The following is a 23,388-nucleotide window of genomic DNA, read 5'->3' as shown; positions in this document are numbered from 1 at the left end:
GTCCGCGCCTCTGCCCGCGCGCTCAGGCGACCTTCGAGGGCGACGTGCCCACCGAGCGGAGGTGCTCGCAGGCCTCGACGACGCGCTTGGCCATGTTCTCCTCGGCCGCCTTGCCGTAGGCGCGCGGGTCGTACAGCTTCTTGCTGCCCACCTCGTCGTCGACCTTCAGCACGCCGTCGTAGTGGGAGAACATGTGGCCGGCGATCGCGCGGGTGAACGCGTACTGGGTGTCCGTGTCGATGTTCATCTTCACCACGCCATAGTCGAGCGCCGCGCGGATCTCCTCGAGCAGCGAGCCCGACCCGCCGTGGAAGACGAGGTCGAACGGCTTGTCCTTGCCGTACTTGGCGCCTACCGCGTCCTGGATCTCCTTGAGGATCTCCGGCCGCAGCTTCACGTTGCCCGGCTTGTAGACGCCGTGCACGTTGCCGAACGTCAGCGCCGTGATGTACCGGCCGTTCTCGCCCAGCCCCAGTACCTCGGCCGTACGGGTGCCGTCCGCCACCGTCGTGTACAGCTTCTCGTCGATCGCGCCAACGATGCCGTCCTCTTCGCCGCCGACCACGCCGACCTCGATCTCGAGGATGATCTTGGCGGCAGCGGCCTGGGCCAGCAGCTCCTTGGCGATCGAGAGGTTCTCCTCCAGCGGCACCGCGGAGCCGTCCCACATGTGGGACTGGAAGAGCGGGTTCTCACCGTTCTTGACCCGCTCGGCCGAGATCTCCAGCAGCGGGCGGACGAACCCGTCGAGCTTGTCCTTCGGGCAGTGGTCGGTGTGCAGCGCGACCGTGACCGGGTACTTCTTCGCGACCTCGTGGGCGTACGCGGCGAATGCGACGCTCCCGGTGACCATGTCCTTGATCGAGGAGCCGGCGAGGTACTCCGCGCCGCCCGTGGAGATCTGGACGATGCCGTCGCTCTCCGCCTCGGCGAACCCACGCAGCGCGGCGTTCAGCGTCTGCGACGAGGTGACATTGATCGCGGGATAAGCGAACGCGCCGCCCTTGGCGCGGTCGAGCATCTCGGCATAGGCCTCAGGGGTGGCAATCGGCATGGCGGCACTCCTCGAAATGGTCCCTACCTACCTGACCAGTATGGCTGGACCACTCCGCCGACCTTGCGGCTGGTCACCGACTGCGCTGCCAGGGGGTGCCGTCGGGGCCGCTGAGGCGGGCGAGGTCGATGTGGACCTGGTAGCGATCGCCTCGGTACCAGGAGACGATGCGCTCGACCGGCTTGGTGCCTGCGGATGAGGTGCGGTCGAGGACGAGGAGGGGTGCGCCGACGGGGCAGCCGAGGATCCTTGCTGTCTGGGCGTCGGCGATCTCGCTTCGGAGGGACTGTTTGGCGCCGTCGATGACGACGCCGTACGTTCGGGCGAGCATCGTGTAGAGGGAGCCGGACAGGTCGCGGTCGAGGAGGCCGGGGAGGGGTTCGGCGACGTACCAGCCGTCCTCCAGGGCCATCGGGATGCCGTCGGCTATGCGGAGTCGCTCGATGCGGTAGGCAGTGTCGCTTGGGCCGAGCCTGAGCGCGCGGCGTACGACGAGGGGTGGGACGAGCTCGACGCTTCGGAGGACGACCGTGGACGGCTCGTGCCCCCGGCGGCGCATGTCCTCGGTGAAGCTGGTGAGCTCGAGCATCGAGTCGACGCGGGGCGCGGCGACGAACGTCCCCTTGCCCCGTACGCGATAGAGCCTGCCTTCGGCGACCAGCTGGCCGATGGCCTCCCGGACGGTCATCCGCGAGACCCCGTACTCGACCATCAGCTCCCGCTCCGACGGGATGGCGCGGTCCGGCCCCAGCTCACGCGTGACGAGGGCCTCGAGGATCTCCCTCAGCTGCACATGCTTCGGCACCGGCCCATCAAGAATCACGCGCGGCCCCGAACCCGTTCGCGTCATCCCGACACGATACGGCCGCCGCGGCATCTGCGCTGGTCTGTAGTGGTCCACAGCGGATCACGTGATGTTGCCGTCCCGTTCTCGACACGGTCGAAACGATGCAGGTAGCTTCCGCGCCAGGACGTTTGACGAGCAGGAGGCACCGCATGACGACGCAGATGGCGACCGAGATCGCCGAGCAGCCGGAGGCCGTCGCGCGGACTCTCGAGGCACTCAAGCCGCTCCGCGCTGACCTGGCCAGGCTGGCGGAGGGCTGCCGGCACGTCCTGTTCGTCGCCCGCGGCAGCTCCGACAACGCCGCGATCTACGGGCGCTACCTGATGGAGACGCACGCGCACCGGCCGGCCGCGCTGGCCGCGCCGAGCGTGGCGACCCACTACCACGCGAACCTGGACCTCTCCGACGCTCTCGTCGTCTGCGTCTCCCAGTCCGGCGAGACCAAGGAGATCATCGAGACGCTCACCTGGGCAGCCGACTGCGGTGCCCGGACGGTGGCGGTGACGAACGACGGCGCCTCAGCCCTCGCCGAGGCAGCCGACCTCGCGCTGGTCACCCACGCGGGTGTCGAACGAGCCGTGCCGGCCACCAAGACGTACACGACCCAGCTCGCCGCGATGGCCGTCCTCGCGACCGCGCTCGCACCGAAGCCCACCGAGCTCGACGAGGACCTCGACCGCGCTCCGCAGGAGATGGCCCGCCTAGCCGCCGAAGCGGCGGGCGTCGAGGAGGCGGCCGCGAAGATCGCCCTGACCCAGGAGACGCTGGTGTCCGGCCGAGGGCTGCTGTTCGGCACCGCGCTCGAGGTGGCGCTGAAGCTCGAGGAGACCTGCCTGCGTCCTGTCCGCGGCCTGTCGTACGCCGACCTCAGGCACGGCCCGATCGCGGTCGTCGACCACGACATCGTCGCGATCGTCGTCGCCCCGCCCGACGGCCCGGTCCTCGACGGCCTCACCGAAGTGGCCGCTGACCTGCGCGAACGCGGCGCGGCGACGATCGGCATCGGCGGCGACGAGGCGTTCGCGACCGCCTCGACGCTGCACGTACCCGGACCCGACCTGCCCGAGGCCGTCGCCCCGCTGGCCACGGTCGTGCCCGCGCAGCTGATCGTCGAGACGCTCGCCCGCCGGCTCGGCCTCGACCCCGACTCGCCGCGCGGGCTATCGAAGGTCACCCAGACCGACGAGTAGCTGACTCAGTCGTTCGACTGCGGTACAGGGAGCCCGCGACGCAGTCGCTCAGCCGCGGAGGTACGCAGCGTCGCCTTGTAGCCAGGTGTCGTCCCCATCCGCTCAAGGAACTCTGCGACGGCGATGTCAATCACAGCTTGCAGCGTCGTCGCACCTGTGTACGACATTGCCGCGACGAGCTCGAACTTCGTTCTCTCACTGATCCGGTAGCCCGTTGGCGACAGGACCGGTTCACGTGCGACTGGGCCGCGCCTACCAGCCCCGTGAGGCCGATTCGTCGGCATGGCGCCTCCCCTACAGGTCATAACTTTGAAACAATGTTTCTTATGTTCGTGCCAGGTGTCGAGCCCGTCGATGCGGTTCGTGCGGCTGAGCTCCTGGGATGGCCGGGCCTAGTCGTCGGTCCGGTGCACTTCGGGGGGGTGCGGTTCCTTGCATCGATCGAGGTCGACGAGGTGGAGCACGAGCGGCGGCAAGGAGCCGGAATCGGACCTGTTGTCGATCGAAGCCGACTCAATGGCCACGACGGACTCCGACCGCCTGCACGCCTGATCGGATGCCTGGTCCGCGAACGCAACCACGTGACCGCGGTACGGCAAGCGTCGTTGCTAGCCGGCTATGCCTCACGAGCGGTTCTCGTCGACGCCAACTCCGACGTGGTCGCAACCACTGTTGACGCGGCGATGCTCGACCAAGGCGTTGTCCACGTCGAGCAAGGGTTGCTCCTCGGCGCTGGGCCACGCGTCGCCGGCGCGCGTTTCAACGCACGTGAGTGGGAACTGCTCGAAACCGTCTACGCCGCTTGGCTCGAAGGCGCTGTTACTTCCACGCCCTGACCGACGGCGGCACCGTCAGATCGATCCGATACGCGCTGTGAATTCCCAGCGCGACCCGCTCAGCCCTACGACATTCCTCCACCCAGGTCGCCAGCGGATCGCGTGAGTTGAGCACGGTCTTGGCGAGTTCGAACACCGTGTACAGGTCGTGAGCGCGCGCATCCTCTCGAACGCCTGCAGGGAGATTTCCCTTGTATTCCTGGTCGAACCGGAGGAGATCGCGACCGTCACAGGGAAGACATGAGCAGTTCGTGATCCCCGCACCGTCGAACGGCGCGAGGGCACCGAGCTCGGTGCCCTTCTTCCACGCGAGAAGGGCCGGGACGAAGACACGGGGAATGCCCTTCCGCTGCTCGTAGGCCTCCCGAGCCTGACGCAGGAGCGGAAGGCCGTGATGCCGAGAGCTCGTCCCAAGACCGATCGACCCGAGGGCGCCGCCAGCCGCGGCGAACCCGATCCCTGCGAGATCTGTTCTCAGGAGCTCGACCCGCCGGGCCGTAGGCGACGCTTCGTCGAGCAGCTCTCGTAGGCCGTCCACAGCACCGGCCGCCTCGAGCGGGTCAAAGAGACCGGCCAGGACGAAGCCCAGAGCCTCGTCGCAGTGACGAACGAGCACGAGAAGGTCCTGAAGTCCCGCGGAGTGAAGCCACCAGCCGTGCAAGCTGACCACCCGCACGGCACCGGCGTCGACGGTCTTCGTGAACGCCTCGCGGAGCGCGTCGAAGTCTCCCTTGGGGACGAACGTCCCTTCCGCTCGGACGACGTCGAGTCGGTGCAGCCGTTGTTGCTTCTCCCAGTCGAGCCTCAGCTCGTCCCAGTCGAGGGGCAGCAGGCCCTCTGGCGGGTCGCTGCGACCAACATAGGTGCCGGGGTCGAGGTCCACGTTCTCAAGATCTCTTGCCCTCGACAACTGAGTTATGGCTTTAAGTCCGGACTTCCCGACCAGCGTGACCCGACCGGCGATCCGCCTAGCCTCGCGCACCAGCTCCAGCGATTCGCCCGACACGTAGGCGCTGACCACGCCTCGCCGCGTCCCGACCTTTGCAACCGTCGCCCCGATCGCCACGCTACCTCCTGTTGATCCCTCTCCACGGTAGGTGAGCGGACCGACAACTCTGGATCACGTGTTTACGGAGTGTCTATGACAAACTGGAGGAAATCAGACTGCGGCGTTGTCCGCGACCCACAACCCGATCAGGCCGCGGAAGTGGGCGACGAAGCGGTCGTGCTCGAAGCTCGGATAGGTCGCCCGCACCGTGTCCACGAGCAGTGTGTCGAAGTCCGGCGACGACACCCAGTCGCGCACGATCGAGTCCAGTGACGCCAACGAGGTCGCGCAGAACTCCTGATACCGAGCCGTCTCGAAGTACTCCTCCGCCAAATCCCCATACAGGGAAAGCTTCTCCGAGTACGACAGATCCTCCCGATCCGCCACGTCGAAGTACCGCGCCGTGTCCAAGTCAAGCCGTGGTTGACGGCGCGAAACAGCGCAGAAAGCGGTCCACTTCAACAAAGCAGAGATGGCCCAAGGGAAGTAGTAGTGCAAGGACGTGATCGCGATGTCCGGACAAGCGTTCGCGTAGTCGATCGGATGCACCGAATCGCCACGTACCAACGACTCGCAGGAGTTGAACTCCCAACGGAAGAACGCGTTGATCAACCGCGAGATCTTCAAAACCTCAGACCCAGCCGAGGGCGACAGGAAGTCGTGCGACACGGCATAACGCTCGTGCATCGGCAGATCGGGCCGGAAGTTCATCACCATCGTCTCGGCGCCAATCGTCAACGAGCGCGCGAAAACGTCGTACCCCTCCACCGAAGCCTGCAGGTGCATCAGCCGCTCACCCGACTCGTCGTACGCGCGATGCAGCTCATCCGGATTCGTGATCCGCGAGACCCCCACCCAGGCACCCCCGTCGTACGGCTTCATGAACAGCGGATACCCGACCTCAGCGGCCACCGAGTCCAGGTCGAACGGGAGGTTGTACTTCGCAGCCGTGTAAGCCCAACGCGCGTTCTCCACCGGGTGCTTGTACGGCACCAACCAGGTCGGAGGCACCTTCAGCCCGAGCCGGATCATCGCGCAGTAAGCCGCGTGCTTCTCCATCGACTGGAAGGTAAAAGGACTGTTGAGCAGATACACGTCGTCCATCAACGCGGCCTTCTTCAACCACTCCCGCGGCACGTAGTACCAGTACGCGAGCCGGTCGATCACCACGTCGTGCCGGGGCACCGCGCGCAGGTCGAACGGCTCGATCGTGATCCGTTCGGTCTCCAACGTGTGCGGCCGCCCCGACGCGTCGGGCACCGGGCCGAGCCGGCGAACGAGTTCCTCGAACGCCCGCGGCCAGTCCTCCTCGGTCCCCAGCAGCAGACCGATCAGATGCTCGGTGCGATCCCGACGCGCCATGTGCCCTCCTCCAGCAAGAAAGTCAGCAGAACCTCGGCAGGTGATAGGCGAGCTGCGCCCGCCACGACGGCCAGTCGTGCGGAACGTCGTGTCCCCACACGTCGAGCTCGCAGCGAATCCCCTTCTCCTTCAGCAGATTCGCCATCCGGTACGTCGACGGCAACGATCCCGTCGTGTCCTCCCACATGCCCTGCCCGACCACCAGCAGGATCGACAGCCGCGACCGCAGCCAGGACAGATGGTCGCCGGACAGGTGCGGCACGAAGTCGGTCGGGTTGGTGAAGTACGCCAGGTCGCCGCGCTCGCCCCAGCCGTTCCACAGCGACGGGTCGTAGCTGCCGGACAGGCACAGCGCCAACGGGAACCGGTCCGCCCGCCGCAGCGCGAACGTGAGTGCGTGGAAGGCGCCGAGCGAGGCGCCGAACGTCATGACCTCCTGCACCGACCCGCCGGAGTCGGCGTCGATGAACGGGAGCACCTGCTCGAGGATCCAGCCCTCGTACGCGACGTGCTGGCGGGCGCGTTCCTCCAGCGGCACCGACTCGTTCGACCAGCTCGAGCTGTCGTGGGAGTCGACGCAGTAGATCTTCACCCGGCCGCCGTCCACGAGTCCGCGGACCGCGTCCAGCATCCCGTTGTTCTCGAAGTCCCAGGCCCGCCCCTGCTCGGAGGGGAACACCAGCAACGGCCGGCCGAAGTGCCCGTACGCGATCACCGTGCCGGCGCCGCTCACCTGCGGGGCCGGGAGGGTCACCACATCGCGCCGAGTCACCCGGCTTACGTTACTGGCGCGTCAAGACCGCGTTGATGAGTTCGGTCAGAGCGGGATCGAGCGCGTCGCGCCAGGCGACGAAGTTGTGGGCGTCGGGGACCTCGACCAGGTTGACCGGATAGCCCTGTGCACGCAGCACGTCCGCCAGCCGGCGGTTGTTCGCGAGGTTCTCCTCGACCGTTCCACACGTGATCGTGACCGGTATCGGTCTGGCGCCCTCGGCGAGGCTGGCGACGAACGCGGCGACGGGCGCGAAGCCGGAGAAGTCGCGTTCCTGGGGATCCAGCTCCGGCGTGAAGAACGAACCGGACTGCAGGAACAGCCCGGCGAACGTGTCGGGATGGGTCCGGTGCAGGTGCATCATCGCGAGCGCGCCGAGGCTGACGCCGAGGCCGATCGGGCGGCCCTCGGTGAGCTCGGCGAGCGCGGGGAGGACGGTCGTGGCCATCGCGGTCGCGTAGGCGGGGTTCGCGGAGTACCAGCGGTTGCGGTCGCCGGGCGCGACGAGGGCGACGCGGAGCGGTGGGAGCTTCGCGGCGGCGAACGTGGTGAACTGCGCGAGCCGGTCGTACTCCGGTCCGTCGTGGGCGACGACCATCGGCAGCTTGCCGCTCGCGTTCGCCGGGGTCCAGACGCGGACGTGGATCTCTCCGCCGAGCTCCTCGGCGGGGAAGGCGAGGTCGTCGTACGTTCCGTCGACCGTCGTCGCGAGCCAGTCGGGCGGGACGTAGCCGGGCAGCTCGAGCACCGACTTCTCGCCGAACGCGCCGGGCGCACGGAGCGGGTTGGCCGGGTCGCAGAGCTCCTGCCGTTCGCCGCTGCCGGCCCGCAGCTCCAGGCGGTACTCCATCCGCAGGACCGCGAGCGCCTCCAGCGTGAGCGCCCAGCCGCCGGGGACGCGCCGGAAGTCGAGCAGGTCGCCCGGAACGCCGAGCTCCTGCACCAGCCGGACGCCGGCGAGCTCGTGCTCGGGGTCGGCAAAACCCCAGGTCACGGCGCCGTCGACGACGCGCGGACCCGGTTCGACCGCCTGAGCGAGGTCGCCGGAGGACTGCATCCGGCCACAATAGGCAGCCGTCCCCGGCGAACGCCCTGGGGTGGGGCTGCAGGTGGTCGCCTCACCCGGCCAGTGGCCACATGACCTGGCGTCTACCCGGCGTAAAGGGGCCAATGATCATGTAAACATGATCATTGGCCCCCAGGCGGGGCCGGACTGGGCGGGCCGGTCGGACGAACCGCCGGACGAAAGATCGCCGCTAGCCTGTGGCGGGTGACGACGCGCCTGATCCTCGACTGTGACACCGGCTCCGACGACGCGATCGCGATCTTCGCCGCCGTGACCCATCCCGACCTCGACCTGGTCGCCGTCACCACGGTGAACGGGAACGTCGCGCTCGAGCACACCACCGAGAACACCCTGCGCGCCCTCGACCATGTGGGCGCCGGTGTCCCCGTCTACCCAGGTGCTGCGCGGCCGTTCGTCCGGCCGGACTTCCCGATCCCCCGCGACATCCTGAACGAGGGCAGCGAGTTCCAGCAGGCGCTCCTCGATCTGCCCGCAGCGAGGTCGACCGTCGAGAAGCAGAACGCCGTCCGCTTCCTGATCGACACGTACCTGGACGACGCCAACGCCGACGTGACGCTCGTCGCGGTCGGCCCGCTCACCAACGTCGCGCTCGCCCTCGCGACCGAGCCGAGCCTCGCCCAGCGCATCCCGCGGCTGGTGCTGATGGGCGGCGCGGCGTTCGTGAACGGGAACGTGTCGGTCGCCGCGGAGTTCAACGTCTGGGTCGACCCGGAGGCGGCGGAGGCGGTGCTCAGCGCGGGCATCCGCGAGGTCGTGATCGTTCCGCTCGACGCCACCCACAGCGCGCCGCTGACCAGCGTCGACTGCGACGCGTTCGACGCCCTCGGAACGCCTGCCGCCACGGCCTCCGCGAGCCTGATCCGGCACCGCCTCACCCACGGCCAGGACGGCCCGGAAGGCTCGCCCGTCCACGACCCGATGTGCGTGGCCTACCTGGCGCGGCCCGACCTGTTCACGGAGTCCGTCGAGGCGTACGTCAGCGTCGAGACCACCGGCAGCAGGACGCTCGGGCAGCTCCTCGTCGACACCCGCCCGTGGCGCACGGAGGGGTCCAACGCCACCGTCGCCCTCCGCGCGGACCACGGCGTCTACCGCGACTTCCTGCACACTGCCTTCGAGTGACGCACGCCTCAACGCGCTCGCCAGCCGAGCGCCTTGCCGTTATGCTGGCCCGCATGTGTATGCAATTCAGCTGCGCCTTCTTCGTGCGCCTGCGGTCAGAACGCCTCACCGAGTCTCGGTGACGGTCTGACCGGCATTCCGCACTTCTGACGAACTCCGCTTGACCGTACCGAGGTAGCTCGGTGGGGCTTTCGCGCGCCCATTTCCGCGAACCCCCTTCGAGGACCTCATGCGTACGCTTGCACCCCACACCCACAACCCTGCCGGCATTCACCTGCTCCGCGACAGCGGCGCCATCGCCAAGCTGATCGCCACAGCCCAACCAGGCAAAGACAGTCTCGTGCTCGATCTCGGCGCTGGCCCGGGCACGCTCACCGCACCACTCGCCGACACCGGCGCGCGGGTGCTCGCGGTCGAACGTAACCCGGAGTTCGTTCGGAGGTTGGAGAAACGCTTCGCCGACCGTACGAACGTTCGCGTCGTCCGCCAGGACCTGCGCAGGATGTCGCTGCCCCACAGGCCGTTCCAGGTCGTGGCATCGATCCCGTACGCGCTGTCGACCTTCCTGCTCCGCCGCCTGCTCGGCCCGCGCAACACCCCGCTACAGAAGGCGGATCTCGTGGTGGAATGGGGCTTCGCACGAAGGATCACCAGCCCGCATCCACGCGACCTCGACACCGCGTGGTGGGCGGCGAGGTTCGATTTGCGAATACAGCAACGGATTCCCGCCAAGTTGTTCACCCCGGCGCCAGGCGTCGACTCCGCCCACCTCACGGTCCGCGCCCGCGAGGGCAGCAGAAACGGCCGTACGCAACAAGCCCTGTGGGGACTGCTCGCCACCACGTACGCGAGCAAGGGCGCGCCACCGCTGCGCAGCGTGCTGGCCAATCTCACCAACGGCAAACGCGTGCACCGGTTGGGCAAAGGCCTTCCTACGAACGCCGACGAGCTCACCCCCGACGACTGGGCAACGCTGGCAAGGAGGCTCGCCGCCGAAGACGTCCAGCTCCCCCGGCTCCCGGCCCAGCTCGAGCGCCGCTAGGGACGCGGGATGACCGACGCGGACAGCGGGCCGTCCGGCCGGTACACGACGCACATCACGTCGTGGTCGCCGTACTCCCACGTCGCCTGCGTCGGGAGCACCGGATAGAACCCCAAGTCGGAACGCTGGTCGCCGGTCCAGAGCTTCTCGAACCTGGACCGGCACCCAGCCAATCCCTCACGCGCTACCCGCGCAGACGACCACGAGCCAGAAGTCAAGGGAAAGAAGGCGAAAGCCTGGTTGTCCGCACCCTCACACTTGGTGAAGACGACCTCGTCGGCCTTGGCCTGCTTGGAGTACGCGGGATCGGTGAAGCACTCGCCGCCCTCGATCGCCAGCACCCCGGCGGTCTCGGCGGTGAGGAACGTCTCGTCCTTCACCACCGGCGCGCCCGGAGCGCCCGACCCCCGCTGCGCGATGAGCAGGATGACCACCGCCGCGGCGACGACCACCCCGGCCAGCAGGAAGAGCAGACGCCGGCGCATGGAACCCAGTTTCTTCCAGAACTCGGCGACGGGAACGTGAACGTGAGGCGAACGCCGAAACGGCGGTCCCCTGTTCAACTCGCCGACACGTTCAGGCCAAGCGCCGTAGTGCTGGAACTGGCGCACTGATCACCAACTCCGTCCAGCCGGCGGAGCATCGCTGCACGGGGTGAAGGTCCGAAAGGATGAGCCAAGGTTGATCAGGGCCAGCTCCAGAAGAGTGAGATTCGCAGTCCTCGGCGTCGCGGTGGTCGCCGCCGGCGCGTTCCTCGGCCCGGCGGCGTTCTCCGGTGAACCGCCCGCGAAGTTCCCGGCCGCCGAGATCCACAAGCCGTCTCCCATTCCCGACCGCGTGGTGCTGACTCCGACGACCACCCCGGCGACGTCGCAGAACGTCACGTGGCGCGCGGTGGCCGACAGCGGGTTCGCCCAGGCCGAGATCCTGGTGGCGCCTCGCGCGTTCGGCGACGTCAAGCCGCCCGCCGGTGCCGTCCAGAACGTGAGCGCGAGCTCGTCCACGCCGGTGAACACCGACCTCGGGTACCCGTCGACCTACCACACCGTGGGGTTCTCGGGCCTCACGCCGGCGACGCGCTACTCGTACCGTGTCGGCGACGGCGTGAACTGGAGTGAGTGGCACGACTTCACCACGGCCGCCGCCTCGTTCCAGCCGTTCTCGTTCATCTACTACGGCGACGCGCAGAACTACATCGACTCCTCCGTCCCGCGGGTCTTCCGGCAGGCGTTCGCCGAGCGGCCGCAGGCCAAGGCGTTCGTGCACGCTGGTGACCTGGTGAATCTCGCCGAGAGCGAGGAGGAGTGGGGCCAGTGGTTCCAGGCCGCCGGCTGGACCGACGCGCAGATCAACAACATCGCGACGCCGGGCAACCACGAGTACGCGGGCGGCTCGCTGTCGGAGTTCTGGCGCCCGCAGTTCCCGTTCCCCGACAACGGTCCGGGTGACGAGCTGCTCAAGCAGACTGTCTACTACCTCGACTACCAAGGCGTCCGGTTCATCTCGCTGAACTCCAACGCGCAGGGCGTTCCCGACCTGATGGCCAAGCAGACCGCGTGGCTCGAGGGTGTGCTGAAGAACAACCCGAACAAGTGGACGGTCGTCACGTTCCACCACCCCGTCTACTCGAACACCGGCACGCGCAACAACCCGCAGGTCCGCGCCCAGTGGGGGTCGCTGATCGAGAAGTACGGCGTCGATCTGGTGCTGCAGGGCCACGACCACAGCTACGGCCGCGGCAACGTCAAGACGGCACGCAAGTCCGCGACCGTCCACAACGGCACCGTGTACGTGGTCTCGGTCTCCGGCGGCAAGATGTACCAGCTGAACGGTGGCGTGAACTGGACCGACAACGGCGCCGAGGTGACCAGCGACAGCGAGAACACCCAGCTGTACCAGCTGATCGACGTCGACAAGGACTTCATCCGGTACGAGTCCCGCTACGCGACCGGCGAGCACCACGACGGCTTCGTGATCCGGAAGAACAAGAAGGGCGAACGGACCGTCAACGACCTGCGCACGCCGGAGAACTCGGTCGGCGAGCAGGTCACCGCGACGCCGACCACGGTGCCGCGCAAGGGTGACCTCGAGATCGCGGGCTACCGGTTCGAGCCGAACGAGAAGGTCACGATCAGCTGGCGTCGCAGCACCCTGCCGGCGGACAAGGACGGCGAGGTCTACGACAAGGTGCGGGCGGACGAACTCGGCCGCGTGCTCGACACGTTCGAGCTCTGGTCGGGGGTACGGGCGGGGACGTACCAGATCGTGCTGCGCAGCGAGACGCAGCGGATCACGACGCCGACCATCACGGTGACCGACCGCTGACCGTGATCATGAACGTGATCATGAAGCCGGAGCCGTCGTATGCGCCGGTTTGGCTTCATGATCACGGACATGATCACCGGTAAGGGAAGGGGATCGGGGGTGGCTCATCGGGTGGGTGCTGTCGCCGTGACCATCTTCGTGGTGCTGCTCGCGGTGACGGCGCCGGCGAGCGCGCACCCGTTCGGGCCGCCGCAGACCGCCCGGGCGACCGTCGACGGCAACCGGGTGGAGCTCGTCTGGCAGGCGGCCGAGGACGACTGGGTCGTGCTCGGCGAGCAGCTGGGCGCGTTCCGGGACGCGACCGGCGCCGTGGCCACGAACGAGACGGGGCAGCAGAAGCTCGCGAAGTCGCCGAAGGTGCGCGCGTACCTGCTCGACAAGATCCGGGTGAAGCAGGCCGGACGTGCGTGCCGGGGTGCCGTGCAGGACCTGTCGGACGTGCTCGCCCGCGGGGCGAAGCTTCGTTTCGAGTGCCCTGACGCCGTGGGCGAGATCGAGCTCACGATCGGGATGTTGGTCGACCTGAACCCGCTCTACCGGACGGTGCTCACGACCGAGTCGCCCAAGGGGCCGCGGCAGGCCTTGTTCAACGACTCGAGCCTGACTCGCGCCGTCACGTTCGCTCCGGGTGGCGGCGGCACGTTCCCGACCACGCTGGTGATCGCGGGCGGGCTGGTGGGGTCGGCGCTGCTCGCGGGTGTCGCGATCCCGTTGGGTCTGCGTCGTCGGCGGCGCGCATGAACGGACTGAACGGGCTGGAACAGCGGCTGCTCGGGCTGTTCGACAACGCCGCCGTCGGGTGGGTCGTACTCGGCGTCGCGTTGCTGGCGGGTGCCTTGCACGCGTTGGCGCCGGGGCATGGCAAGACGATCGCGGCGGCGTACCTGGTCGGAGCGCGGCAGCGGTACCGCGACGCGGCGGTGCTGGGCGGGATCGTGGCGGGGATGCACACGTTCTCGGTGCTGGTGCTGGCGCTCGTGTGGGTCGGGGTGAGCGGGATCGCAAGCCTCGGTACGGAGGCCGTGACGGCCTGGCTGCAGGTGGTCGCGGGCGTGGTAGTGATCGGGGTCGGCGCTTCGCTGACCGTTCGGCAGCTGCGGCGGGTACGCGAGCCGGCCGCGCATGGCCACGGTCATGGCCACGGCCACGGTCACGTTCACGACGATGGGGCGCCCTGGTCCGGCAAGGGGTTGGTCGTACTCGGGCTGTCCGGCGGATTGCTGCCGTCGCCGTCGGCGTTCCTCGTGCTGGTCAGCGGGCTGCTGACCGGGCGGGCCGTCTTCGCCGTCGTGCTGGTCGCCGCGTTCGGCGTCGGCATGGCCGCGACGCTCACCGCCGTCGGCCTGCTCGCCGTCCGTGGCCAGACCGCGCTGAGCGAACGGGCAGCCACCGCCACCCGGTTGACTGCGCTGGTGGCGTGGCTGCCCGTCGCTGGGGGTGCCGTGGTGGCGGTCGGTGGCTTCCTCTACCTGGTCACGGCGGTCGGCGTGCTCGTGTAGGACGGGCCGTCGCCGTCCTGGTTGTGCACCGCGAGCCAGCGCCCGTTCTCGTACGTGAACGTCACGCCGATCACGAAGTAGATCGGGTCGGCTCCCGCTGCCGGGGTGAACACCGAGTCGAACAGCACGAAGCCGGACTTGCACCCCTGGACCTCGCGGGTGAGCTCGTCGAACGTCTGCGTCCAGCCGGTGCTCTCGAAGAACGGCTCGATGAACGCCATCGTCCGCTTCTTGCCGTACATCACCTCGCCGTCGGCGAAGATCGCGGTCACGTCGGGGTGCAGGACGGACGCGAACCGCTTGGCGTCGCGCTTGTGGGTCGAGTCGACGTAGGTGTGGACCGCGCGGTCGAAGCTCGACCGGCAGCCGTGGTGTCCCTGGTTGCCCTGGTTGCCGTGGCTGCCGAGGTTGGCGGTGGCGGCGGTGGCCGTCGGGACGGCGGCCGCGGCGAGCAGGGCCACGGCGGGGAGGAGGGTGCGGGCGCGTCTGATCATGCGGCGCAGTGAAGCTTCGCCCGGCGGGGCGGCGGTAACGATTCGATTCTGATCGAACGCCGGGGGCCCGTTCCCGACTTAGGGTGTGGCCGTGATCGTGGTCGACCTGGACAACGCGAGCCTGGCGCGGCTTCGGTTCGCGCCGTCGCCGGCGTACGAGCTGCTCGGCTGGCTCCTGCTCGCCTCGCAGGAGCGCCGGCATCCCGTGTTCGGCGATCCCGGCGCGGGTGCGCGGACGGCGTTGCGGCACCCCGACGTACGCCTGGTGGCGTCGCTGCTCCCGCCTGGCGGGCGCGGCTACACGCCGGACTTCCTCACGCCGCCGCCGGCGCACAACGGGCCGCGGGCGTTCGAGGATCAGCTCTCGGCGATCGCCTCGACTGACCCGGAGGTCGTGGCTCGGGAGGTGGGCTGGTGCGAGCTGCTGGCCCGGCGCCTCGCCTCGGAGACGCGGTCGGAGGTGCAGAAGGGTTCGCTGGCCTCGCGGGTGGCGGCGGGGATGCGGACGTTCTGGCAGGCGACGCTTGCCGACGGCTGGGCGACGCTGCGGACCTCACTCGACGCCGACATCCGCACTCGCGCGGACCGGCTCGCCGCCGAGGGCGCGGGTGCGGTGCTCGGGTCGATCCACGAGAACGTGCGGTGGACCGGCGAGCGGGTCGAGATCGAGTGGACCGGGGAGTTCGAGCACGAGACCGTACGCGACTCCGACATCGTGCTCGCGCCGTCCGCCCTCTGCTGGCCGCGGCTGAGCGTGCAACTGCACGACCACACGATCTTCTGCTACCCGGCGGACGGGATCGGCGGCTCGGGTCCTGGACACGCCGACCGGATGGCCGCCGTGGCCGACCTGCTGGGCGCCAGCCGCGCCGCACTGCTGGCCGACCTGACCGAACCCCGCTCGACCGGCGACCTCAGCCGCCGCCACCAGCTGGCCCCGGCCACCGTGTCCCACCACCTCGGCGTACTCCTGCGAGCCGGCCTCGTCGACCGCTCCCGCGACGGCCGCACCGTCCACTACCGCCGCAGCACCCGCGGCGACGCCCTCGTCGCCTGAGCTCCCACCCGGGCAGTGCGGGTGTTGCTGGTGCTGGTGCCGGTCTGGTGGGGTCGGGGGCACCCCTGTCCGAACCTATGGGACCAGGGCGCCCCTCACCCAAGCCTCGGCGCGCCCCTGCCCGTGATCATGAACGTGATCATGAAGGCAAACCCTGCGTATACGACCAGTTCGGCTTCATGATCACGTTCATGATCACGGGCCTTGAGGGCACCAGGTCAGGTCTCGAGCCAGGCGTCGAGCTGGGCCTTCAGGCGGGACTTGGGCTGGGCGCCGACCGTTCCGCCGACCGGCTCGCCGGCGCGGAAGAGGAGCATGGTGGGCATGCCGCGCACGCCGTACTGGATGGTGGTCTGCTGGTTGGCGTCCACGTCCAGCGTCGCGAACGTCACCCGCCCGGCGTACTCCGACGCCAACGCCGCGAGGACCGGGGCGAGCTGGTGGCAGGGCGGGCACCAAGTGGCCCAGAAGTCAACGAGTACGGGCAATTCGCTGCGCAGGACGCGGGCCTCGAAGTCCTCGTCGGTGACGGTGATGGTCAGGTCGTTCGTTGTACCGAGCACGTGCTCTCCTCGACAGGTAAGGCGTTCAGCTTGGCCAGCTGCGACTCCAGGTGCGCGCGAACGAGGGCGAGCCGGGCCGAGAGGCCGTCGATCTCGGTGAGCTTTCGCCGATACACCGCCACCGAGTCCGGGCACTCGTCGCCGGCCGCGTGCCCCGAGCGCAGGCATTCGACGAACGGCCGGGTCTCCTCCAGCGCGAAGCCGATCTCGAGCAGCGACCGGATCTCCTCCACGAGCCGCTGGTCGGAGCCGTCGTACGATCGGTACCCGTTCGCCGTCCGGCGCGCGGGCAGCAAGCCCAGCCCCTCGTAGTACCGCAGCGCCCGGGTGGTCGTCCCGGTCCGCTCGGCGAGCTCTCCGATCCGCATCTGGCCTCCTTCACTGTCGACGGTAAACGTTGACCTCGACGTCAACGCCAGTCCGCGATCCGTTGTGCCCGAACGGTCCAGAAAGGGTAAATACACCCCATGAACCTCTTGCAGTGGCTCCGCAAGCGCCTCTTCCGCGGCGGGCAGGACGACCGCCCGGTGCGCGAGCCCGAGCACAACGAGCGCCCGGACAAGAAGACGACGGACAAGCACGAGTAGGGATTCTCCGAACGGGCCTTGGGCGCGCGGCGGGAGCGGGATGATCGAGCATGACCGCTTCCGTAGACCGCCGTGAGGTCCTCGCGGAACGCCTGGTGGGGCAGCTCGTCGGGGCGATGAACCTGTTCTGCGTGTATCTGGGCGTCGAGCTCGGCCTGTACGTTCACCTCCGCACCCCGCTGACCGCGCCGGAGCTCGCCAAGGCCGCCGGCATCGCGCCGAGGTACGCGCGCGAGTGGCTGGAGCAGCAGTACGCGTCAGGGCTGGTGGACTGCGAGGATCCGTCGCTGCCCGAGGATGCGCGGCGCTACTCGCTCTCCGCCGAGCACGCCGAGGTGCTGTCCGACCCCGACAGCCCGTTCTATCTGGGCGCCCATTCGACGCAGTTGGCGGGGATCGCTCGGGTGATTCCCGCTCTGGTACAGGCGTTTCGGGATGGTTCGGGCGTTCCGTACGCCGCGTACGGGCAGGAGATCCGGCGCGGGATCGCGGCCGGCAACCGGCCGATGTTCCTGCACGAGCTGGGCTCATCGTGGCTACCGTCCATCCCCGCGGTCGATGAACGGCTGCGCAAGCAGCCCGCCGCGACGGTGCTCGACCTGGGCTGCGGGCTGGGCGCGTCGTCGCTGGCGATCGCCCGCGCGTACCCGGACGTCCGCGTGATCGGCGTCGACCTGGACGCCGACTCGATCGCCGAGGCCGCGGCGTCCACAGGAGACCTCGCCGACCGAATCACGTTCGTAGCGGGCTCGGCGGTCGGCCTCCCGGAGGGGCCGTTCGAGCTGGTGACGATCTTCGAAGCCCTGCACGACATGGGCGATCCCGTGTCGGTGCTGCGGGCAGCCCGTTCGGTCCTGGCGCCGGGAGGGGCGGTGCTGGTTGCCGACGAACGGGTAGCGGACACGTTCGGGCCGGGAGCGGACCTGGTCGAGCGGTTGAACTACGCCTACTCCGTGCTGCACTGCCTGCCCGCGACGCTCGCGGAGGCGCCGGTCGAAGCGAACGGCACCGTGCTCCGGGCGCCGACCGTACGCCGGTGGGCAGCGTCGGCCGGGCTCGAGTGCGAGGTGCTCCCGATCGAGAACGACTTCTGGCGGTTCTACCTGCTGCGGCCCACCTAGGACTCGAGGTCGAGGTCGCGCGGCACCTGGTCGGGGTCGACGTCCGGACGGAGGCGGATCAGGCGGGAGCCGTGCCGCCAGCGGCCGGCCTGGATGGCGGGGTCGATGCGGATCTCGGCGACGACGGTGGGCTCGACGCGGTGGTACTCGGTCGGGCCCTTGCCGCCCATCCAGAACGCCTCGAGCAGCTCCGGCCAGGGGTGGTCGTCGGTCGGCGTGATGACCTTGGCGATCTCGGCCGCGTGGTGGTCGCTGAGCGGCACCGTACGAGCGACGACGCGGAGCTCGTCGGTGCCGTCGGTGACGTACCGGCCGAGGATCAGCTCGGCGGGCCGATCGGGTGTGCCGGTGACGCCGCCGATGATCGCCTCGGTGGTCGCGTACGCCTTGACCTTGTGCCAGCCGCGCTGGCCGGAGCGGTACTTCTCCCCGCCCTGCTTGACGACCAGGCCCTCGACACCGACCTGGCTGAGCTGGTCGAACCATTGCTCGGCGAGCGCCCGGTCGGCGGTGTGCATGCCGAGGGTGAGCGGGCTGCCCTTCGGAACGTGAGTGGCGAACAGGTCCTCGAGCTCCACCCGCCGCTCGGCGAGCTTCCGGTCGCGGAGATCGGTCCCCTCGCGTTCGAGGACGTCGAACACGATGTAGTGGCAGGGGAACTCCTGGGCGACCTGGCCCGCTCTCCGACCGGCCGAGTTGCGGAGCTGGAGGGTGCCGAAGTCGAGGCGGCCGTCCACCCAGCAGACCAGCTCGCCGTCGAGGACAGTCGACGGCGGGATCGCGTCGGCGACCGCGCGGGCGATGTCGGGGAACGGCTGGTTCATCGACCGCAGCCGCCGCGAGTTCAGCTCGACCTTGCCGCCCTCGTCCACCCTGGCGATACAGCGGAACCCGTCCCACTTCGGCTCGTACCGCAACCCCGCCCGTCCCCCAGTCGCCGCGGCCGGCAGCCGGTCGACGATCGTGGCCAGCATGGGTTCGAGGGCGCTACGGATGTGCACGCCCCTAGCCTGCCCTGGTCGGTCCGGCGATGCCGCGCCCGGACAGGTTTTTGGCCGGCCCCGGGTTCCAGGCCAGGGCCGGCCACGTTGCCACCGGAGCGTGGGGGATCAGGGCACGTGCTCCGGTGTGGTACGTCAGTAGTTCTACGCCCCTCGACTGGGATCCGACTGCGAACGCGACTACGTACCGGGCTACGTAGCCAACTCGGGTACGGGTGCCGGGCCGGTGGACCAGCGCACCAGCCGCTTCGCCTTGCCGACCTCGACGCGGGGCAGCGAGCCCGCCGCGACCACGAGCAGCGAGCAGGTCAGGCCCAGCCGCTCCCGCAGCGCGACGGTCAGATCGCGCGCGAGGTCAGAGCCCGACTCGGCCAACGGCTCGACCACCACCCGCAGCTCCGGCCGCGCGGGCTCCCGGCGGTCCTCCACGATCAGGTAGTACGGCGACACCCGCCGGTCCGCGAGCAGCACCGCCTCGATCTCGGTCGGGTACACGTTCACCCCGCGCACGACCAGCATGTCGTCCGTACGCCCCAGCAGCTTCGACATCCGCCGCAACGTCCGCGGCGACCCCTCCACCGGCCCCGCCAACGACGCCACGTCGCCGGAACGGTAACGCAGCAACGGCATTCCGGTCTTCGTCAACGTCGTGAACACCAACTCTCCCGGCGTCCCATCCGGCACCGGCGAGCCGTCCGCGGCCACGGCCTCGACGTAGAAGTGATCCTCGGCCACGTTCAACATCCCGTCGGAGTCCAGCGACTCGCATGCCACCCCGGGCCCGATGATCTCCGACAGCCCGTAGATGTCCAGCGCCCGCAGCCCGAGCAACGACTCGATCTGCACCCGCATCGCGTCGGTCCAAGGCTCGGCACCGTGCAGTCCGACCCGCAACGAAGGCGCCGACACCCCAGCCGCCCGCATGGCCTCGCCGAGGTAGATCGCGTACGAAGGCGTGCAGGTCAGCACGTCCGCGCCCACATCCACCAGCAGCCGAATCTGCCGCTCGGTCATGCTGCCCGACAACGGCAGCACTGTCGCGCCGAGCCGGATCCCACCGTGGTGCACGCCGAGCCCGCCGGTGAACAGGCCGTACCCGTACGCGTTGTGGATCACGCTCCCCCGCGTCGCCCCGGCCCCACCCAGGGCCCGCGCCATCACCTCGGCCCACACGTCCAGGTCAGCAGGGGTGTAGGGGATCAGCGTCGGCCGGCCGCCCGTCCCCGAAGACCCGTGGATACAGACGATCTCGTCATCCGGCACGGCCCGCATCCCGCGCGGGTAGCTCTCCCACAGGTCGGGCTTGCTCACCGTCGGCAGCGAGGCGAGCTCGTCGAGCCGAACGTCCGCTCCCGCCGTGACGCCGGCCGCACGCAACCGGGAAGCCTGCAGGCCTTCAGCCGCGAGCAGCCGGTCCACGAGCGACCGCAGCCGCGTCTGCTGGAGCGCACGCCGTACGTCCGGCGCGGCGCCCTCCGCCTCGGGATCCACCAACGGCACCCAGGTCATACGCACAAGATCTAGCACCGCTGGCAGCTAGTGGCCAGCGTCCTTGACGGACGACCGTTTCCAACGCGGTACTGGTGCGCACCAGTCGTGACAACGAAGGGGAGCACCATGCGCAGGTTCGTGCCGATCGTCGCCGCAGCCGCCCTCCTCGCCAGCCTGGCCGCCACCCAGGCCGAGGCACAACCTGCCGCGGCGCTCCCGGTCATCGTGCCGGCTCCGCAGTCCATCCAGGCACTCCCCGGCAAGCCGGCCACCAAGCTCCGCACGACCACGCTGGACAAGCTCGGAGTCCAGGGTCCGCAAGGCCTGCCCAAGGGTGGGTACGTCCTCGCGATCCGCGACGGCAAGGTGGCCCTGCAAGGAGCCGACGCGGCCGGAACGTTCTACGGCCGGCAGACCCTGCGTCAGCTCAAGAAGAGCAAGAAGCCCCTTCCCAGCTTGGTGATTCGCGACTTCCCCTCGTTCGCGCTCCGCGGCGGCATGGAGTCGTTCTACGGAAACCCCTGGCCACAAGCCGATCTGCTCCGGCACCTGGACTGGATGGGCGCGCACCGGATGAACGCGTTCCAGTACACCGTCAGCGGCGACCCACGCACCGCCGGCGCGCAGTGGCGCTCGCTCTACCCGGCCGCCGACCTCGCGCGGTTCCGCGAAGCCATCGAACGCGCGAACGCCAACCACATCGAGTTCATCTACCGCATCAACCCCGAGGCGAACACCAGCCCCGCCAACGGAATCTGCCACGCGCTCCCGTCCGATCTGAACGCGCTCGTCGCCCGATACCAACAGCTGTACGACATCGGCGAGCGCACGTTCTCCATCGGCTGGGACGACGTCGGAGGGGACTTCGTGTGTCAGCTCGACCGCGACACGTTCGGCAGCAGGCCGCAACCGCTGAGCGCCGCCCAGGCACACGTCGTCAACCACGTCTACAACACGTTCATCCGCACGCACGCCGGCGCGAAGCTCGTCACCGTGCCCACGGACTACTGGGACTCCGGCGCCAACCTGCCGCGGCGGCTCGCGTACGCGCAGGCCATCCCCGCCGACGTCCCGATCTTCTGGACCGGCCCCGACGTCATCTCGCCGTCGATCACCGCGGCCAACCTCGCCGCCGCCGAGCAGTCGTTCGGCAACCGCAAGCTGCTGATCTTCGACAACTATCCGGTCAACGACTACGCGGGATTCCACCAGCACCTCGGCCCGCTGGTCGGCCGCGACCCGGCACTGGCGAACAACGCGCTCGGCATCCTGGCCAACGAGATGCAGGAGCCCGAGGCGTCGCTCCTCTCGCTCTACACGGTCGCGGAGTACGCCTGGAACCCGACGGCATATAACGCCCAGGAGTCCTGGACGAGATCGCTGCAGGAGTTCGGCGGATCCGCTGCCGGCGCCCTGCGCGACTACGCTGAGGTCTCGCTCTACAGCCCGCTACACCCGAACGGCGCGCCCCGGCTGCAACCTCTGGTTGACGCGTTCCGCCAGGCCTACCGAACGGGCGGAAACCTCACCAGCACAGGGAATGCGCTGCTCGCCGAGCTCGCGAGGATCAAGCCCGCGACGGCGACCTTGAGGGCCATGGCGAACGCCTCGTTCGTTCGCGACAGCGAGCCGTGGTTCGTCGCGTTCGACGGACGGGTCGCGGCCGCGGAGAACGCGGTGCGCGGGCTCCAGGCCCAGCAGGCCGGCGACCTCGTCACGTACCGGAACGAGCGGCGCGCGATGGGGAACGCGCTCTCGGCCGGCAGCCGGCTCGGCAAGGTGCTGGCGCCGGGGATCTTCGACGAGCTGTTCGACCTCGCGTCGGGCGCGCGGCCGGGCTCGGTGCTGCGGTACGACGACGGCCGCGTCGCCACGTTCGCCCGCGGCACGAACGGCCAGCTGCAGTGGTCGCGCCAGACCTCCGAGGGCAGCACCTGGACCGCGTTCGAAGCCGTTCCCGGCATCACGATGACGGGCCAGCCGGACGTGATCCTCGGCCGGAACGGGCTGCCGAACGTGTTCGTCCGCGGCACCGACGGCCAGCTCTGGCACAACTGGCAGACCAGCGCGACGACCTGGAACGGCTGGCGCGCACGCGGCGGGCCGATCTCCGACAGCCCGCGCGCGATCGCGAACGACGACGGCTCGTGGGTCGTCTTCGCCCGCGACACCAGTGGCGCGCTCACCCACTTGTGGGGTACGGGCGACAGCTGGAGTGCGCTGCACCAGATCGGCGGAATCGCCATGCAGGGCAAGCCAGAGGCGTTCGTCGGGCGGAACGGCGCACTCGCGGTATTCGTCCGGGGCTCGAACAACGCGGTCTGGCACAACTGGCAGACCGGACCCGGAACACCCTTCGCCGATTGGAAGAACCTCGGTGGCACGACGGTCGACGTTCCCGTCGGCGCGATGGTGGCGAACGGCGCGCAGAGTGTGTTCATTCGTACGTCGGCGGGCAACGTCGCGACGGCGTGGCAGACCGGTGAAGGGAGCGACTTCAGCGCGTTCCAGCAGCTCGGCACACTCCGGATCTGGGGCGAGCCTACGGTGGCGGTGAACAACGCGAACGCGATGTCGCTCTACGTACGCGGCGACGGCAACGGGCTGTGGACCAGCTGGCAGAACCTGCCCGGCGACAGCCTCGCCGGCTTCGTGCCCGTCGGGCTGTCGGGCACGATCACCAGCACGCCGCGGCTCGCCGAGAGTCGGCGCGGCGGGTTCAGTCTCTACGCTTTGCAGGGCTCGTCGATGGCCACGGCCTGGCAGTGGGGACCAGGGAGTGGCTGGGCCGGCTGGGCCAACCTCGGCGGCAGCCTCACGCCCTAGCCGGAGGGCAGTGAGACATCTGGGCGGTTTACTTCGTCAAAGGGGTGACCGATCCCCAGCGAAG

General features: G+C 69.1%; 22 protein-coding genes. 10 read left to right on the top strand and 12 right to left on the bottom strand.

What is annotated here, in order from left to right; genetic code table 11:
• Positions 1–22: 22 nt before the first annotated feature.
• Positions 23–1,054: a class II fructose-bisphosphate aldolase gene (fbaA, locus tag JOD67_RS07340; RefSeq protein ID WP_205116476.1), complete on the bottom strand. Its 1,032-nt coding sequence runs from the start codon at positions 1,052–1,054 to the stop codon at positions 23–25.
• A gap of 73 nt (positions 1,055–1,127) precedes the next feature.
• The gene (locus JOD67_RS07335) at positions 1,128–1,859 is read right to left on the bottom strand and encodes a GntR family transcriptional regulator (RefSeq protein ID WP_307782305.1); all 732 of its coding nucleotides are present in this window, start codon (positions 1,857–1,859) and stop codon (positions 1,128–1,130) included.
• A 191-nt stretch (positions 1,860–2,050) separates the two neighbouring features.
• Here JOD67_RS07335 and JOD67_RS07330 point away from each other — a divergent pair, with 191 nt between their 5' ends.
• Together JOD67_RS07330 and JOD67_RS07325 are read left to right on the top strand one after the other, a co-directional pair.
• Positions 2,051–3,091 (top strand): SIS domain-containing protein, encoded by a 1,041-nt coding sequence (locus tag JOD67_RS07330; RefSeq protein ID WP_205116473.1) that lies wholly within the window; start codon positions 2,051–2,053, stop codon positions 3,089–3,091.
• Positions 3,092–3,417: 326 nt separating this feature from the next.
• Positions 3,418–3,927, top strand: coding sequence for a hypothetical protein (locus tag JOD67_RS07325; RefSeq protein WP_205116472.1), 510 nt, complete (start codon positions 3,418–3,420; stop codon positions 3,925–3,927).
• On the opposite strand, the gene JOD67_RS07320 is transcribed toward JOD67_RS07325, so the two are convergent.
• The 4 genes from JOD67_RS07320 to JOD67_RS07305 all read right to left on the bottom strand — a co-directional run bounded on the left by JOD67_RS07320 (position 3,911) and on the right by JOD67_RS07305 (position 8,166).
• Entirely contained in the window at positions 3,911–4,993 is a 1,083-nt protein-coding gene (locus tag JOD67_RS07320) for a hypothetical protein (RefSeq protein WP_205116471.1), read from the bottom strand. The genes JOD67_RS07325 and JOD67_RS07320 overlap by 17 nt on opposite strands.
• Before the next feature lie 93 nt (positions 4,994–5,086).
• The gene (locus JOD67_RS07315) at positions 5,087–6,337 is read right to left on the bottom strand and encodes an ATP-grasp domain-containing protein (protein ID WP_205116470.1); all 1,251 of its coding nucleotides are present in this window, start codon (positions 6,335–6,337) and stop codon (positions 5,087–5,089) included.
• Positions 6,338–6,359: 22 nt separating this feature from the next.
• Positions 6,360–7,109, bottom strand: coding sequence for an esterase family protein (locus tag JOD67_RS07310; RefSeq protein WP_307782304.1), 750 nt, complete (start codon positions 7,107–7,109; stop codon positions 6,360–6,362).
• Between the two features lie 10 nt (positions 7,110–7,119).
• Positions 7,120–8,166 (bottom strand): alpha/beta hydrolase, encoded by a 1,047-nt coding sequence (locus JOD67_RS07305; RefSeq protein ID WP_205116469.1) that lies wholly within the window; start codon positions 8,164–8,166, stop codon positions 7,120–7,122.
• Between the two features lie 213 nt (positions 8,167–8,379).
• On the opposite strand from JOD67_RS07305, the gene JOD67_RS07300 reads away from it, so the two are divergent.
• Together JOD67_RS07300 and JOD67_RS07295 are read left to right on the top strand one after the other, a co-directional pair.
• The gene (locus JOD67_RS07300; protein ID WP_205116468.1) at positions 8,380–9,318 is read left to right on the top strand and encodes a nucleoside hydrolase; all 939 of its coding nucleotides are present in this window, start codon (positions 8,380–8,382) and stop codon (positions 9,316–9,318) included.
• 229 nt (positions 9,319–9,547) lie between these two features.
• Positions 9,548–10,360 (top strand): ribosomal RNA small subunit methyltransferase A, encoded by an 813-nt coding sequence (locus tag JOD67_RS07295; RefSeq protein WP_205116466.1) that lies wholly within the window; start codon positions 9,548–9,550, stop codon positions 10,358–10,360.
• Here the strand turns inward: JOD67_RS07295 and JOD67_RS07290 are convergent.
• The gene (locus JOD67_RS07290) at positions 10,357–10,845 is read right to left on the bottom strand and encodes a hypothetical protein (RefSeq protein WP_205116465.1); all 489 of its coding nucleotides are present in this window, start codon (positions 10,843–10,845) and stop codon (positions 10,357–10,359) included. The genes JOD67_RS07295 and JOD67_RS07290 overlap by 4 nt on opposite strands.
• 220 nt (positions 10,846–11,065) lie before the next feature.
• On the opposite strand from JOD67_RS07290, the gene JOD67_RS07285 reads away from it, so the two are divergent.
• The 3 genes from JOD67_RS07285 (at position 11,066) to JOD67_RS07275 (ending at position 14,184) form a co-directional block, all read left to right on the top strand.
• Positions 11,066–12,685 (top strand): purple acid phosphatase family protein, encoded by a 1,620-nt coding sequence (locus JOD67_RS07285; protein ID WP_205116464.1) that lies wholly within the window; start codon positions 11,066–11,068, stop codon positions 12,683–12,685.
• 126 nt (positions 12,686–12,811) lie between these two features.
• A complete protein-coding gene (locus tag JOD67_RS07280) occupies positions 12,812–13,426 on the top strand; it encodes a hypothetical protein (RefSeq protein WP_205116463.1) in 615 nt (204 codons plus the stop codon).
• Entirely contained in the window at positions 13,423–14,184 is a 762-nt protein-coding gene (locus JOD67_RS07275; protein ID WP_205116462.1) for a HoxN/HupN/NixA family nickel/cobalt transporter, read from the top strand. Before JOD67_RS07280 ends, JOD67_RS07275 begins: the two co-directional genes overlap by 4 nt.
• Here JOD67_RS07275 and JOD67_RS07270 read toward each other — a convergent pair.
• On the bottom strand, positions 14,151–14,678 hold the full coding sequence (locus tag JOD67_RS07270; RefSeq protein ID WP_205116461.1) for a nuclear transport factor 2 family protein: 528 nt from the start codon (positions 14,676–14,678) through the stop codon (positions 14,151–14,153). The genes JOD67_RS07275 and JOD67_RS07270 overlap by 34 nt on opposite strands.
• Positions 14,679–14,769: 91 nt before the next feature.
• Between JOD67_RS07270 and JOD67_RS41755 the strand changes: the two genes are divergently transcribed.
• On the top strand, positions 14,770–15,735 hold the full coding sequence (locus JOD67_RS41755) for an ArsR/SmtB family transcription factor (RefSeq protein WP_205116459.1): 966 nt from the start codon (positions 14,770–14,772) through the stop codon (positions 15,733–15,735).
• A gap of 218 nt (positions 15,736–15,953) precedes the next feature.
• On the opposite strand, the gene trxA is transcribed toward JOD67_RS41755, so the two are convergent.
• Complete coding sequence (trxA, locus tag JOD67_RS07260) at positions 15,954–16,298, bottom strand: thioredoxin (RefSeq protein ID WP_205116457.1); 345 nt, start codon at positions 16,296–16,298, stop codon at positions 15,954–15,956.
• Positions 16,274–16,666, bottom strand: a complete 393-nt coding sequence (locus tag JOD67_RS07255; RefSeq protein ID WP_205116456.1) for a MerR family transcriptional regulator — start codon at positions 16,664–16,666, stop codon at positions 16,274–16,276. The genes trxA and JOD67_RS07255 overlap by 25 nt, the downstream gene beginning before the upstream one ends.
• 269 nt (positions 16,667–16,935) lie before the next feature.
• Here JOD67_RS07255 and JOD67_RS07250 point away from each other — a divergent pair, with 269 nt between their 5' ends.
• Complete coding sequence (locus JOD67_RS07250) at positions 16,936–18,006, top strand: class I SAM-dependent methyltransferase (RefSeq protein ID WP_205116455.1); 1,071 nt, start codon at positions 16,936–16,938, stop codon at positions 18,004–18,006.
• Here the strand turns inward: JOD67_RS07250 and JOD67_RS07245 are convergent.
• On the bottom strand, positions 18,003–19,007 hold the full coding sequence (locus tag JOD67_RS07245; protein ID WP_205116454.1) for an ATP-dependent DNA ligase: 1,005 nt from the start codon (positions 19,005–19,007) through the stop codon (positions 18,003–18,005). The genes JOD67_RS07250 and JOD67_RS07245 overlap by 4 nt on opposite strands.
• 192 nt (positions 19,008–19,199) lie before the next feature.
• On the bottom strand, positions 19,200–20,516 hold the full coding sequence (locus JOD67_RS07240; RefSeq protein WP_205116453.1) for a phenylacetate--CoA ligase family protein: 1,317 nt from the start codon (positions 20,514–20,516) through the stop codon (positions 19,200–19,202).
• A gap of 108 nt (positions 20,517–20,624) precedes the next feature.
• Between JOD67_RS07240 and JOD67_RS07235 the strand changes: the two genes are divergently transcribed.
• Positions 20,625–23,324 carry a beta-N-acetylglucosaminidase domain-containing protein gene (locus tag JOD67_RS07235; RefSeq protein WP_205116452.1) on the top strand — a complete coding sequence of 900 codons (2,700 nt, stop codon included), beginning with the start codon at positions 20,625–20,627 and terminating at the stop codon, positions 23,322–23,324.
• The last annotated feature ends 64 nt before the right edge of the window (positions 23,325–23,388 follow it).

Source organism: Tenggerimyces flavus, assembly GCF_016907715.1.
GTDB lineage: Bacteria > Actinomycetota > Actinomycetes > Propionibacteriales > Actinopolymorphaceae > Tenggerimyces > Tenggerimyces flavus.
This window is presented reverse-complemented; position numbering and strand designations above follow the sequence as displayed.

Excerpts from the sequence above, each read along its gene's own strand:
- JOD67_RS07255 (WP_205116456.1), bottom strand. The coding sequence starts at position 16,666 with ATGCGGATCGGAGAGCTCGCCGAGCGGACCGGGACGACCACCCGGGCG.
- JOD67_RS07240 (WP_205116453.1), bottom strand. The coding sequence starts at position 20,516 with ATGACCTGGGTGCCGTTGGTGGATCCCGAGGCGGAGGGCGCCGCGCCG.
- JOD67_RS07305 (WP_205116469.1), bottom strand. The coding sequence starts at position 8,166 with ATGCAGTCCTCCGGCGACCTCGCTCAGGCGGTCGAACCGGGTCCGCGC.
- JOD67_RS07290 (WP_205116465.1), bottom strand. The coding sequence starts at position 10,845 with ATGCGCCGGCGTCTGCTCTTCCTGCTGGCCGGGGTGGTCGTCGCCGCG.
- JOD67_RS07295 (WP_205116466.1), top strand. The coding sequence starts at position 9,548 with ATGCGTACGCTTGCACCCCACACCCACAACCCTGCCGGCATTCACCTG.
- JOD67_RS07315 (WP_205116470.1), bottom strand. The coding sequence starts at position 6,337 with ATGGCGCGTCGGGATCGCACCGAGCATCTGATCGGTCTGCTGCTGGGG.
- JOD67_RS07330 (WP_205116473.1), top strand. The coding sequence starts at position 2,051 with ATGACGACGCAGATGGCGACCGAGATCGCCGAGCAGCCGGAGGCCGTC.
- JOD67_RS07275 (WP_205116462.1), top strand. The coding sequence starts at position 13,423 with ATGAACGGACTGAACGGGCTGGAACAGCGGCTGCTCGGGCTGTTCGAC.
- JOD67_RS07250 (WP_205116455.1), top strand. The coding sequence starts at position 16,936 with ATGACCGCTTCCGTAGACCGCCGTGAGGTCCTCGCGGAACGCCTGGTG.
- JOD67_RS07235 (WP_205116452.1), top strand. The coding sequence starts at position 20,625 with ATGCGCAGGTTCGTGCCGATCGTCGCCGCAGCCGCCCTCCTCGCCAGC.
- JOD67_RS07270 (WP_205116461.1), bottom strand. The coding sequence starts at position 14,678 with ATGATCAGACGCGCCCGCACCCTCCTCCCCGCCGTGGCCCTGCTCGCC.
- fbaA (WP_205116476.1), bottom strand. The coding sequence starts at position 1,054 with ATGCCGATTGCCACCCCTGAGGCCTATGCCGAGATGCTCGACCGCGCC.
- JOD67_RS07325 (WP_205116472.1), top strand. The coding sequence starts at position 3,418 with ATGTTCGTGCCAGGTGTCGAGCCCGTCGATGCGGTTCGTGCGGCTGAG.